Genomic DNA, 12,091 nt, shown 5'->3' on the forward strand with positions numbered 1-12,091 from the left:
GATCCACCCGATCCCATCCCGAACTCGGAAGTGAAAACCCGCTGCGCGGATGGTACTGCCGGGGCCACCCGGTGGGAGAGTACGGCGCCGCCGGCCTTATCTTGACGAACGCCCGCCCTGATCCTCGTGATCAGGGCGGGCTTTCGTCGTTTCCGGAGAGTTCGGCGCGAACCACAACAGAATGGGGCTCACACGGAGTCAACGGAGTTAACGGAGTTTCTACGTGCCGTTTCCTCCGCCCTCATCGCGTGCGAGATAAAGAGATAGGGCCTCACGCAGAGTTATCAGAGTTAGCAGAGTTTTTACGTGTCGTTTCCTCTGCTCTCGATCTGAAGCCGGATTCCTGAGTGTCGGGTGCGGGTGAAGGTGGTCGGCGAGGCACGGTCTTTTGTAGAGGCGTCGGGAACGGGAGGGAGATTGAATGCGGCAGGGGGCCATCCGCGTTTTTTGGAGGAACACCATTCCCGCCACCTCCGCACCCGCGCGGGCTGCAGGCAGCGAGGGCTGACGATCGGTGGATGATGCCTGGAACGCATCGAAGCACGTCGATCGCACCACCTGATGCGCGATCTTGTGAACCTTCGGCAACTCCACAGCGGGTGAGAGGGACAGGCTTTTCGCTCGTCCTGGTGTTCTCCAGGGCTCATCGGTTCCTCCGTGGCTCCGCGTGACATTCTTTTCCGCGAAACCCCGATTTACTTGCGCCACCACGTTTTCGCGGGGTAGATTCGCGCATGGACCACGACGACATCCCCGACATCGACCCCGCGGCTCCGGACGACGACGCACCGGTGGAGACGCGGGCGGGAACGGTGGCGCTGGTGGGGTATCCCAACGCCGGCAAGTCGTCGCTGATGAACCAGATGGTGGAGCAGAAGCTCAGCATCGTCACCCCGCTGGCGCAGACCACGCGGGAGCGGGTGCTGGGCATCGACACGCGCGACGGCGTGCAGATGGTGTTCGTCGACACGCCGGGGCTGGTGGAGCCGCGCTACCTGCTGCACAAGTCCATGCTGCACCAGGCCATGGAGGTCATCCACGACTCCGACGTGGTGCTGCTGCTGGTGGACGCGGCCGCATCGTCCGGCGTGCCGGAGTTCTCGGACGACGTGCTGGAACTGCTGGCGCGGGCAACGTCGCTCATCATCGTCAGCAACAAGACGGACCTGGTGAGGCCCGGGCAGCTGGCCGCGGTGCGCGCGTGGGCGGGGGAGCGCTTTCCCGAGGCCGCGGTCTTCGAGGTGTCGGCGCTCACGGGCGACGCGGTCGAGGCGCTGCGGGCGGAGATCGCGTCGCGGCTTCCCGTATCGCCCTTTCTGTATCCCGAGGACGACGTTTCCTCGCAGCCGGTGCGCTTCTTCGTGGCGGAGCTGGTGCGCGAAACGGCCTTCGAGATGTTTGACAAGGAAGTGCCGTACAGCGTAGCGGTAAAGGTGGACGAGTTTCGCGAGGCGGCCACGCCCGTGTACATCCGCGCCACCATCTACGTGGAGCGCCCCACGCAAAAGGCCATCGTCATCGGCAGCGGGGGCGCGGCCATCCGTAACCTGGGCCAGGCGTCGCGGGAAAAGATCGAGGAGTTCGTGGGCGCCCCGGTGTACCTGGACCTGTGGGTCAAGGTGCTGCCGCGCTGGCGCAGGGACCCGGTGGCGCTGCAGCGCTTCGGGTTCCAGGTCCCCAAAGCGGAGCAAGGAAAGTGATGGAGCCCTGGCTGCTGGAACTGCTGGTGTGTCCCAAGTGCCGGGGCGAGCTGCGCCACGAGCAGAGCCCCGAGGCGCTGGTGTGCGACCGCGACCGGCTGCGCTACGAGGTACGCGACGGCATCCCCATCCTGCTGATCGACGAGGCCCGGCCGCTGGACGCGGCCCCGGCGAGCGCGTGAGCCGTCCGGTGCCCGCGTTTGACAGCTTCGCGTCCGTTCGGGTAGAATCTTCCCGCCAGACGTCCCCCCGACGCCCAGACCGAGTTCCATGTCCCAGCGCGTGATCCTGCACTTCTCGCCGCACGGCCGCCCCGCACCGGCGGTGGTTCGCGCGTTCGCCGAGGAGCGGGAGCTGCCCATCGTCGAGGCGAAAGCCGCCTCCGAGGTGCAGGAGCGGGTGGGCCGTGCTTACCCCGCCGCCCTGGTGCTGGACGCCTCGCCCGGATCCGACGACGCGCTGCGGGTGTGCCAGGTGGTCAAGGGCGAGGCGTTCACCTCGGTGGTGCCCGTCATCATGTACCTGGCCGACGACGGCGGCGGCGCCGAGGCGGCCGCGGTGGCGCTGGAGGCCGGTGCGGACGAGGTACTGGGCCACGGGCTGAGCGACCGCGAGTGCGGCCTGCGGCTGCGGATGGCGCTGCGCCGGGCCGAGCGCGACGTGAGCGTGCACCCCACCACGCTCCTTCCCGGCACCGTACAGATCGAGCGCGACATTGCGCAGCGGCTGCGCGCGGGCGACAAGTTCGCCGTCTGCTATGCGGACCTGGACCACTTCAAGGAGTTCAACGACCGGTACGGCTACAACAACGGCGACCGGGTGATCCTCATCCTTTCGCGCATATTGCGCGACGTGGTGCGGGCGCACTCGCAGGCGTCGTTCGTGGGCCACATCGGCGGCGACGACTTCATCTTCAACGCGCCGCTTTCCGAGTTCCGCCGCTGCTGCGAGGACGTGATCGCCGTGTTCAACGAGCTGATCCCGCTGCACTACGCGGTGGAAGACCGGGAGCGGGGCTTCTTCATCGGCAAGGACCGGCGCGGCGAGGAGTACGAGGTGCCGCTGATGACGCTGTCCATCGGCGTGGTGACCAACGAGCACCGCACCTTTGTGCACACGGCGCAGATCAGCGAGCTGGCCACGGAGATGAAGGCGTACGCAAAGACGTTTTCCGGATCCATCTACGTGGTGGACCGGCGTCACGGCGGCCCCCAGGGCACGGCCGGCGGCGAGTCGCAATAATCCAGCAGACCCGGGTTGAACGGTACATGAACGTCCAGTGCACGCACTGCAGCACCGTGTTCCGGGTGGACCCCCGGAAGGTCCCCGCGTCCGGCGTGCGGGTTCGCTGCTCCATCTGCCGCGGCGTCTTCGAGATCTCCGGCGGCGCCGAAGCGCAGCCCGCCGCCGCGTCCGCTCCCGCGCAGTCGACCCCGGCTACCGCTCCGGCACCCCAGCCCACCGTCGCTGCCGCCCCTACCGCGCCGCCGCCCGCTCCGGCTCCGGCTCCGGCCGCCACGCCTCCGGCTCCCGCGCCGACGCCGGCGCCCGCCGCGGCTCCGCCGCCGCCCGCGCCCGCACCGCGTCCGGCCCCTTCCGTGCCGGCGACGTCCGCGCCGCGGTCGCCGTTTGGCGCTTCGGATCCCAACGCCAAGGCGCGTCGGCTGGCGAGGGCGCTGGTGTCGGACATCGTGACGTACCACCCGGAGCGCCGCGACAAGGCGCTGGCGGACGGTACGCTCAAGAAGGAGTTCATGGACGAGATCAAGAAGAGCTGGGAGGAGTACGTGGGGCAGGTGGGCACCGAGTCGGCCCGCAGCACCCCGCACTTTCGCGACGCGCTGAACGAGATCCTGGCCAAGGGGCAGGCGCTGTTCTGAAGTACGAAAGTACGAAGTACGAGAGTACGGGTCCGGCCTACAGGCGCGGGCGAGCATCGGAGCACATCCCACGTCCGCCCCCCGTACTTTCGTACCCTCGTACTTTCGTACCATCCTTCCCTCGTACTTTCGTACCTTCGCTGGAACGCGTACCTTGCAATCGGTTTAACAACCGCATGGGGCCGTCCTCCCGGGCGGCCCTTGTCATTTGGCGGAAACATCAGCACACAACATGGCCGATCTTCGCGAAGACCTGAACACGTACCGCAACCGGCTCGACGAGCTGGGGAGGTTTCTTTGACCTCGATGCCCGTCAGGAAAAGCTGAAGGGTCTCGAGGCCCGCATGGCCGATCCGTCGTTCTGGAACGACCAGGAAAAGGCCCGCGAGATCATCAATCAAGTCAACCAGCTCAAGGGGTGGGTAGAGCCCTGGCAGCAGATGTCCGCCAAGGTCGACGACCTGGTGGAGATGCTGGATCTGCTGGAGGCGGAGCCCGACGAAGGGCTGGCCGAAGAGGTGGAGCGCGACGTCCAGAGCATCGGACCCGCGCTGGAGGCGCTGGAGCTCAAGAACATGCTGCAGCAGCCCGACGACCACCGCGACGCGCTCATCACCATCCACCCCGGCGCCGGCGGCACGGAAAGCCAGGACTGGGCGCAGATGCTGCTGCGCATGTACACCCGGTTCGGCGAGCGCAACGGCTTCGAGGTGGAGCTTCTCGATCTCCAGGAGGGTGAAGAGGCGGGGATCAAGGACGCCACGCTGGAGATCCGCGGCCAGTACGCGTACGGCTTCCTCAAGGCCGAGCGCGGCGTGCACCGGCTCGTCCGCATCTCGCCGTTCGACAGCGCCGCGCGCCGCCACACCAGCTTCGTCTCCGTTTTCGTCTCCCCCGCGGTGGACGATACCATCGAGATCGAGGTGCGCGAGGAAGACATCGAGATGGACGTGTACCGCGCCTCCGGGGCCGGCGGCCAGCACGTCAACAAAACGTCGTCCGCCGTCCGGCTGCGGCACCTTCCGTCCGGCATCGTGGTGGCCTGCCAGCAGGAGCGCTCGCAGCACAAGAACCGCGCGACAGCCATGAAGATGCTCAAGGCGCGCCTGTACCAGCGCGCGCTGGAAGAGCAGGAGGCTGAAAAGGCCAAGCTGGAGTCCACCAAGTCCGACATCGCCTTTGGCAGCCAGATCCGCTCGTACGTGTTTCAGCCGTACACCATGGTGAACGACCACCGTACCGAGCTCAAGATCCCCGACGTGCAAAAGGTGATGGACGGCGACCTGCAGCCCTTCATCCACGCCTATCTGCGGCAGTACGGGGCCGTGCACTCCGATGGCCAGTGAGCCGATGACCGCGGAAGACGCGGCTGAAGACCGGCTGTCCGACGAGCGCGTGGTCGCCGACCGCGTGGCCAAGCTGGCGCGCCTGCGCGAGCGGGGCGTGGAGCCGTACGGCTACTCGTACGATCCCACCCACCACGCCGCCGCCGCCCTTGCGCTGTTCGACGCGCACGAGGCGGCGCACGGGTCCGACCAGGAGCTGGCGGAGCGCGTGCGCGTGGCCGGGCGCATCGTCAGCAAGCGGGTGATGGGCAAGAGCACCTTCGCCCACCTGTCCGACCGCACGGGAAAGATCCAGCTGTACTTTCGCGTCAACGACCTGGGCGAGGCGTACGGTCTGCTGGACCTGATCGACCTGGGCGACTGGATCGGCGCGGAGGGCACACTCTTTCGCACGCGGACGGGCGAGGTGTCGCTGAAGGTCGCGGCGTTCACCCTCCTCTCCAAGGGCCTCCGCCCGCTGCCGTTCGGCAAGGAGGAGACGGACCCGGAAACGGGGGAGCGGCGCGTCTACAGCGGATTCACGGACATGGAGGCGCGCTACCGCCAGCGCTACGCGGATCTCGCCGTGAACCCCGAGGTTCGCGACGTCTTTGTGGCGCGGGCAAAGGTGGTCACCGCCTGCCGGCGCTTTCTGGACGAGCGCGACTTTGTGGAGGTGGAAACGCCGGTGCTGCAGCCGCTGTACGGCGGCGCGCTGGCCCGGCCGTTCGTGACGCACCACAACGCGCTCGACATGCAGCTCTACCTGCGCATCGCGGACGAGCTGTACCTGAAGCGGCTGATCGTGGGCGGCATGGAGCGGGTGTACGAGATCGCCAAGAACTTCCGCAACGAGGGGCTTAGCCGGTTTCACAATCCCGAGTTCACCATGCTGGAATTCTACGCCGCGTACATGGACTACGAGGACATCATGCGGCTTACCGAAGAGCTGCTGGTCCACGTGGTCGATTCGGTGCTGGGCGGCGGTCCGGTGAAGTACGGCGAGCACGAGATCCACTTCGCCCCTCCGTTCGCCCGCTTCACCATGTACGAGGCCATCCGCGACATCGGCGGCGTGGACGTGCCGGCGCTGGACGAGGACGGCCTGCGCGACGCCGTCCGCAAGCTGGGCGTCTCCGCGGACGAGGTGAAGACGATGGGGCGGGGAAGGATGATCGACGAGCTGTTCGGCACGCTCGTCGAGCCGAAGCTGATCCAGCCCACCTTCATCACCGACTACCCGCGCGAGATGTCGCCGCTGGCCAAGCCCAAGCGCGGCGACCCGGAGCTTACGGAGCGCTTCGAGCTGATGCTGGCGGGCAAGGAGCTGCTGAACGCGTACAGCGAGCTGAACGACCCCATCGACCAGCGCCAGCGCTTCGAGGCACAGAAGCGCCTGGCCGCCGCCGGCGACGAGGAGACGCAGCCGCTGGACGAGGACTTCCTCCGCGCCATGGAGTACGGCATGCCGCCCACCGGCGGCTTCGGGATGGGGATCGACCGCTTGGTGAGGATCCTCCTGGACCAGCCCTCCGTCCGCGACGTGATCCTGTTCCCCACGATGAGGCCGGAATGAGGAACGTCGTGAGACGGCCGACGGAATACGTGGAGCAGGGAAGAGCCGTCCGGGCGCTCGGCCCCGCTGGCTATTCCCTGTTCCCGGTTCCCTATTCCCTGCAGTTGGAAGGTACGCCGTGAAGCTGGAATGGCGCGTCGCGCGCCGCTACCTCGCCAGCCGCCGGGGAACGCGCTTCCTTTCGCTCATCACCCTCATCGCCATCGGCGGCGTGTCGGTGGGCGTTACCGCGCTCATCGTGGTCACGGCGGTGATGAACGGGCTGCAGACCGAGTTGCGGAAGGGAATCCTGGGCGTCAATCCCCACGTCTTCGTCCTGACCTACGGGGAAGGGATGCGGATGGACGGGTGGGAGGCCCCGCTGGCCAGGGTCCGCACCGTGGACGGCGTGGTCGCCGCGGCGCCCTTTGTCCACACCGAGGTGGGGCTGCAGAACCGAGGAAAATACGCCGAGGCCGCCGTGCTGCGCGGCCTGGACGTGTCCGCCGCGGGTTCGGCGGTGACGGACATCCCCGGCATCCTGCGCACCGCCAACATCGACCTGGAGCGCACCCGCAGCGGCCTGCCGGGGCTGGCCGCGGGGCAGATGCTGGGCTCGCGGCTGGGGCTGATCCCCGGCGACACGGTCACGCTCATCTCCTTCACCAACGCGCGCGTGGGGGCCATGGGCATCATCCCCAAGATGGAGATGTACGAGTACGTGGGCGGCTTTCGCACCGGGATGTGGGAGTACGACAACAAGTTCGCGTACACCACCCTGGCCGCCGCGCAGGACCTGGCGGGGCTGGGCGCCGGCGTGAGCGGTCTGGAGGTGAGGGCGGTAGATCCGTACCAGGCGGAGGAGCTGGGCGGCCGCATCGAGCAGGCGCTGGGCATCCCGTACCGCACGGACAACTGGATGAACATGAACGCGTCGCTCTTCTCCGCGCTCAAGCTGGAAAAGCTGGCCCTTACGCTCATCCTGCTGCTGATCGTGATCGTCGCCGCCTTCAACATCGTCTCCACGCTGGTGATGGTGGTGACGGACAAGACGCGCGAGATCGGCGTGCTGAAGTCGATGGGGATGACGTCGCGCCGCATCCTGCGTCTGTTCATGGTGCAGGGGCTGGTGATCGGCATCGTGGGCGCGGTGATCGGGGGGTCGCTGGGCGGGCTGGTGACGTACGTGGTGGACCGCTTCAGGCTCATCCGCATCCCCGGCGAGATCTACTTCGTCAGCCACCTGCCGGTGAAGATCGACCCGCTGGACCTGGTGGGGATCCTCATCGCCACCGTGGTGATCTCGTTCCTGGCGACGGTGTATCCGGCGTGGCAGGCGGCGCGCATGGACCCGGTGGAGGCGATTCGCCATGAGTAGCGCGTTTCCGGTGGCCACGCCCCCCGCGGCGTTCTCGGACGTGGAGCCTTCCATCGTCGCGCGCGACGTACGCAAGAGCTACGTGGGCGGCGACGGCGGCAGCCTGCAGGTGCTGGATGGGGTGAACCTGGAGGTGCGCCCGGGCGAGATGGTGTCCATCATCGGGCAGAGCGGGTCGGGCAAGTCCACGCTCCTGCACGTGCTGGGCGCGCTGGACCACGCCGACGCGGGCGAGGTGCACATCGGCGGCCGGCACATCGCCTCGCTCAGGGAAGAGGCGCTGGCGGAGCTGCGGGGGCGGAGCGTGGGATTCGTGTTCCAGTTCCACCACCTGCTGCGCGAGTTCAGCGCCCTGGAGAACGTGATGATGCCGCAGCTGATCGTGGGCACCTCCGAGCGCGACGCGCGGAAGCGGGCCGAGGAGCTGCTGGACCTGATCGGGCTGATGCCGCGCGCCTCGCACAAGCCGGCGCAGCTTTCCGGCGGCGAGCAGCAGCGCGTCGCGGTGGCCCGCGCGCTGGCCAACCGTCCCCTGGCGCTGCTGGCCGACGAGCCGTCGGGGAACCTGGACCCCAGCACCAGCGAGCGGCTGCACGACCTGCTTTTCGCCGTCTGCCGCGAGGAGGGAGCGGCGATGGTGCTGGTGACGCACGACCTGGGGCTTGCCGCACGGGCGGACCGCGTTCTGCGGTTGCACGGCGGCGAGCTGGTGGCGGTGGGCCCCGAGGCCGGCCCCCCCCAGGCGGCCGAGTAACGGAGAAGGGACCCGACGCATGCTGTGCGAGAACTGCGGCACGAACGAGGCGGCCATCCACCTCACGCAGATCCAGAACAACGAGATGACCACGCGCCACCTGTGCGAGCCGTGCGCCGAGCAGATGGGGCTTTCGTCCGGCGCGCCCGCCAACGCGCCCCTGGCCGACTTCATCGCGCAGATGGGCAAGGCCATCGCCACCGAGACGGTGGCCTCGGCCGGCACCTGCCCCAGCTGCGGGCTTAACCTGGCGGACTTCAAGAAGACGGGGCGGCTGGGGTGCGCGCGCTGCTATTCCACCTTCGACACCTCGCTGCGCGGCCTGCTGCGCAAGCTGCACGGGGGGACGCAGCACACCGGCAAGGTGTACCTGCCGCCGCACCCCAGCGAAACCGACCGCACGGCACGGGTGGTAAGCCTGCGCCGCAGCCTGGCCCGCGCGGTGGAGAACGAGGACTTCGAGCGCGCCGCGGGGCTGCGCGACCAGATCCGCCGGCTCGAAGCCGGCCAGGAGGTGTAGCGATGCCCGACGGGTTTCTGGGCGCCATGCCCGACGCGGGGCTGGCCTGGCTGCGGGCCGACGGGCCCAACAGCGACATCGTGCTCTCCACGCGCATCCGCCTTGCGCGCAACCTGCAGAGCTTTCGCTTCGGCACGCGGGCCGACCGCGACGACCGCCGCGAAGTGCTGCGGATGACGCTGGAAACCGCCGGCGTAGCCGATTCGCTCAAGGACGGCCGCCAGCTGGTCGTCAGCGAGCTGCAGACGGCGGAGCGGCAGCTCCTTCTCGAACGGCACCTGGTGAGCCGCGAGCTCGTCGGCTCCAACGGCCACGCCACGCCCACGCACACGGCGCTGCTGATGGCGCCCGGCGAGGCGCTGAGCGTGATGGTGAACGAGGAGGACCACCTTCGCCTGCAGAACATCGTGGGCGGCTTTCGCCTTCGCGACGCCTGGCGCGACGTGGAGCGGCTGGACGACGAGCTGGGGCAGCGCCTTCCCTACGCCTTTCACACCGAGTTCGGCTACCTGACCTCCTGTCCGACCAACGTCGGCACCGGGCTGCGGGCGTCGGTGCTGATGCACCTGCCGGGGCTGGTGCTTACGCAGGAGATCGGCAAGGTGCTGCAGGGGATCAGCCAGGTAGGATTGACCTTCCGCGGGCTGTACGGGGAGGGGTCCGAGGTCGTCGGCAACTTCTTCCAGATCAGCAACCAGACCACCCTGGGCAAGACGGAGGAGGACCTGATCGACCACCTGCAGCGCATCGTGCAGCAGGTGGTGCAGTACGAGACCCAGGCGCGCACCGTGCTGCTGCGCGACGCGCCGGTGGTCATCGAGGACAAGGTGTGGCGCGCCTACGGGCTGCTTCGCCACGCGCGCTCCACGAGCTTCGAGGAGGTAATGAACCTGCTGAGCGGCGTGCGCCTGGGCGTGGGGCTGAAACTCATCCCCGACCTCAGTGTATACACGCTCAACCGGATCATGATCTTTACTCAGTCGGCCCACCTGGAGCAGGGGGCCGGCGCCCCGCTGCCGGAGGGCGACGCCGACGTGCACCGCGCGGCGTACGTGCGCCGGGTGCTGCAGGCCGAGGACGCGGCCCCGCGCGAGGGCTGAGGATCCGCACACCGCCAGAATGGCGGCGACTTTATCTTTTCGGAAAACCCGAACCGCCAACGCCGCAGGCAAGGCGTTACGGCGCATGAAGTTGCCCGCGAAAAGGGGCTGGCAGTCCAGCGGTTGGCCCCTGCTGTGCAGAAGTCGCGCGCGGGAAACTTGACCACGGGAAGTTCCATCGAATCACTCCGCCCGTCCGGAGGCCAGGGTACACATGAACTACAATTTTACCGACCGCGTGCGTAAGGTGCTGGCGATGGCCCGCGAAGAGGCCATCCGGCTCCAGCACGACTACGTCGGCACCGAGCACATCCTCCTGGGCCTCATCCGCGAGGGCGAGGGGGTGGCGGCTGCCGTGCTGAACAACCTCAACGTGGACCTCGACCAGGTGCAGGAAAAGGTCGAGGAGTCCGTGCGCCGCGGCAAGGCGACCATCGCCCTGGGCGAGCTGCCCTACACGTCGCGCGCCAAGAAGGTGCTGGAGTTCGCCATGGCCGAGGCCCGCGAGCTCAACCACAGCTATGTGGGCACCGAGCACCTGCTGCTGGGCCTGCTGCGCGAGGAAAAGGGCATTGCCGCCGAGGTGCTGGGCCAGCTGGGGGTTACGCTGGAGGACGCCCGCCGCGAGACGCTCAAGCTGCTGGGCAGCGAGCCCAGCGCGGCGCCCAGTGCCAGCGCGCCCACGGCCAGCGCGTCCGGGGCCACCGGCGCCAAGGGCGAAAAGAAGAGCAAGACGCCCGCGCTGGACCACTTCTGCCGCGACCTCACGGAGCTGGCCCGCCAGAGCGAGCTGGACCCCACCATCGGCCGCGAGGAAGAGATCGAGCGCGTGATGGAGATCCTGTCGCGCCGCAAGAAGAACAACCCCGTGCTCATCGGCGAGCCGGGCGTGGGCAAGACGGCCATCGTCGAGGGGCTGGCGCAGCTCATCGCCGAGGGCAAGTGCCCCGACAGCCTGCGCGACTACCGGGTGCTGTCGCTGGACATGGCGGCCGTCATCGCCGGGACCAAGTACCGCGGCCAGTTCGAGGAGCGGCTCAAGGCGGTGATGAACGAGATCAGCCAGAACAAGAACATCATCCTGTTCATCGACGAGCTGCACACGCTGGTGGGCGCGGGCGCCGCCGAAGGCGCCATCGACGCCAGCAACATGCTCAAGCCGGCCCTGGCCCGCGGCGAGCTGCAGTGCGTGGGCGCGTCGACGCTCAACGAGTACCGCAAGTACATCGAGAAGGACGGGGCCCTGGAGCGCCGCTTCCAGACGGTGAACGTGGACCCGCCCAGCATCGACGAGGCCATCCAGATCGTGCAGGGGCTGCGCGGCCACTACGAGGACCATCACCGCATCCGCATCACGGACGAGGTCATCGAGGCCGCCGTCAAGCTGTCGGAGCGCTACATCACCGACCGGTTCCTGCCGGACAAGGCCATCGACGTGATCGACGAGGCCGGCGCCCGGGCGCGCCTGCAGACGCAGGTGCCGCCGCCGGAGGTGGAGGACCTCAAGAAGCAGCTGGACGCCATCGCCGGCAAGAAGGACGAGGCCATCCGCGACCAGGACTTCGAGCGGGCGGCGGAGCTGCGCGACCACGAGCGCGAGCTGCAGCGCAAGATCCAGGAGCGCGAAAAGAGCTGGGAAGAGGAGCGCAAGACCAACCGTCCGGCGCTCAACGAGGAAGACGTGGCGTTCATCGTCAGCCGCTGGACGGGCATTCCCGTCACGCGCCTGAAGCAGGCCGAGACGGCCCGCCTGGTGAACATGGAGGAGGAGCTGCACAAGCGGGTGGTGGGGCAGGACCGCGCCATCCAGGCGATCAGCCGCGCCATCCGGCGCAGCCGCGCGGGGCTCAAGGACCCCAAGCGCCCCATCGGCTCGTTC

11 protein-coding genes and 1 rRNA gene are annotated in these 12,091 nt (G+C 68.1%); all 12 read left to right on the top strand.

All coding sequences use genetic code 11. From position 1 onward, the window contains the following. A 5S ribosomal RNA gene (gene rrf, locus ACOJUJ_RS00685) occupies positions 1-96 on the top strand; the annotation flags it as partial. A 638-nt stretch (positions 97-734) separates the two neighbouring features. Next, positions 735-1,700 (top strand): GTPase Era, encoded by a 966-nt coding sequence (era, locus tag ACOJUJ_RS00690; protein ID WP_420124915.1) that lies wholly within the window; start codon positions 735-737, stop codon positions 1,698-1,700. Beyond that, positions 1,700-1,882 (top strand): Trm112 family protein, encoded by a 183-nt coding sequence (locus ACOJUJ_RS00695; protein WP_420124916.1) that lies wholly within the window; start codon positions 1,700-1,702, stop codon positions 1,880-1,882. Before era ends, ACOJUJ_RS00695 begins: the two co-directional genes overlap by 1 nt. 88 nt (positions 1,883-1,970) lie before the next feature. Continuing rightward, complete coding sequence (locus ACOJUJ_RS00700; RefSeq protein WP_420124917.1) at positions 1,971-2,942, top strand: GGDEF domain-containing protein; 972 nt, start codon at positions 1,971-1,973, stop codon at positions 2,940-2,942. A 26-nt stretch (positions 2,943-2,968) separates the two neighbouring features. Next, the gene (locus ACOJUJ_RS00705) at positions 2,969-3,580 is read left to right on the top strand and encodes a zinc-ribbon domain-containing protein (protein ID WP_420124918.1); all 612 of its coding nucleotides are present in this window, start codon (positions 2,969-2,971) and stop codon (positions 3,578-3,580) included. A gap of 232 nt (positions 3,581-3,812) precedes the next feature. Next, a protein-coding gene (gene prfB / locus ACOJUJ_RS00710; RefSeq protein WP_420124919.1) for a peptide chain release factor 2 occupies positions 3,813-4,926 on the top strand; the annotation gives its coding sequence in 2 pieces (ribosomal slippage) (positions 3,813-3,878 and positions 3,880-4,926; 1,113 coding nt in all). Beyond that, positions 4,916-6,481 carry a lysine--tRNA ligase gene (gene lysS / locus ACOJUJ_RS00715; RefSeq protein WP_420124920.1) on the top strand — a complete coding sequence of 522 codons (1,566 nt, stop codon included), beginning with the start codon at positions 4,916-4,918 and terminating at the stop codon, positions 6,479-6,481. The genes prfB and lysS overlap by 11 nt, the downstream gene beginning before the upstream one ends. Before the next feature lie 118 nt (positions 6,482-6,599). Beyond that, on the top strand, positions 6,600-7,838 hold the full coding sequence (locus tag ACOJUJ_RS00720; protein WP_420124921.1) for an FtsX-like permease family protein: 1,239 nt from the start codon (positions 6,600-6,602) through the stop codon (positions 7,836-7,838). Continuing rightward, positions 7,831-8,592, top strand: a complete 762-nt coding sequence (locus ACOJUJ_RS00725; protein ID WP_420124922.1) for an ABC transporter ATP-binding protein — start codon at positions 7,831-7,833, stop codon at positions 8,590-8,592. The genes ACOJUJ_RS00720 and ACOJUJ_RS00725 overlap by 8 nt, the downstream gene beginning before the upstream one ends. Before the next feature lie 19 nt (positions 8,593-8,611). Next, positions 8,612-9,112, top strand: coding sequence for a UvrB/UvrC motif-containing protein (locus ACOJUJ_RS00730; protein WP_420124923.1), 501 nt, complete (start codon positions 8,612-8,614; stop codon positions 9,110-9,112). A gap of 2 nt (positions 9,113-9,114) precedes the next feature. Further along, the gene (locus ACOJUJ_RS00735) at positions 9,115-10,212 is read left to right on the top strand and encodes a protein arginine kinase (protein WP_420124924.1); all 1,098 of its coding nucleotides are present in this window, start codon (positions 9,115-9,117) and stop codon (positions 10,210-10,212) included. A 214-nt stretch (positions 10,213-10,426) separates the two neighbouring features. Then, on the top strand, positions 10,427-12,091 hold a 1,665-nt coding region (locus ACOJUJ_RS00740), incomplete at its 3' end, for an ATP-dependent Clp protease ATP-binding subunit (RefSeq protein WP_420124925.1).

Origin of the sequence: Longimicrobium sp. (assembly GCF_048594345.1) — a bacterium.
In the GTDB taxonomy this organism is placed as follows: Bacteria; Gemmatimonadota; Gemmatimonadetes; order Longimicrobiales; family Longimicrobiaceae; genus Longimicrobium.

Excerpts from the sequence above, each read along its gene's own strand:
- era (WP_420124915.1), top strand. The coding sequence starts at position 735 with ATGGACCACGACGACATCCCCGACATCGACCCCGCGGCTCCGGACGAC.
- ACOJUJ_RS00695 (WP_420124916.1), top strand. The coding sequence starts at position 1,700 with ATGGAGCCCTGGCTGCTGGAACTGCTGGTGTGTCCCAAGTGCCGGGGC.
- ACOJUJ_RS00700 (WP_420124917.1), top strand. The coding sequence starts at position 1,971 with ATGTCCCAGCGCGTGATCCTGCACTTCTCGCCGCACGGCCGCCCCGCA.
- ACOJUJ_RS00705 (WP_420124918.1), top strand. The coding sequence starts at position 2,969 with ATGAACGTCCAGTGCACGCACTGCAGCACCGTGTTCCGGGTGGACCCC.
- lysS (WP_420124920.1), top strand. The coding sequence starts at position 4,916 with ATGGCCAGTGAGCCGATGACCGCGGAAGACGCGGCTGAAGACCGGCTG.
- ACOJUJ_RS00725 (WP_420124922.1), top strand. The coding sequence starts at position 7,831 with ATGAGTAGCGCGTTTCCGGTGGCCACGCCCCCCGCGGCGTTCTCGGAC.
- ACOJUJ_RS00730 (WP_420124923.1), top strand. The coding sequence starts at position 8,612 with ATGCTGTGCGAGAACTGCGGCACGAACGAGGCGGCCATCCACCTCACG.
- ACOJUJ_RS00735 (WP_420124924.1), top strand. The coding sequence starts at position 9,115 with ATGCCCGACGGGTTTCTGGGCGCCATGCCCGACGCGGGGCTGGCCTGG.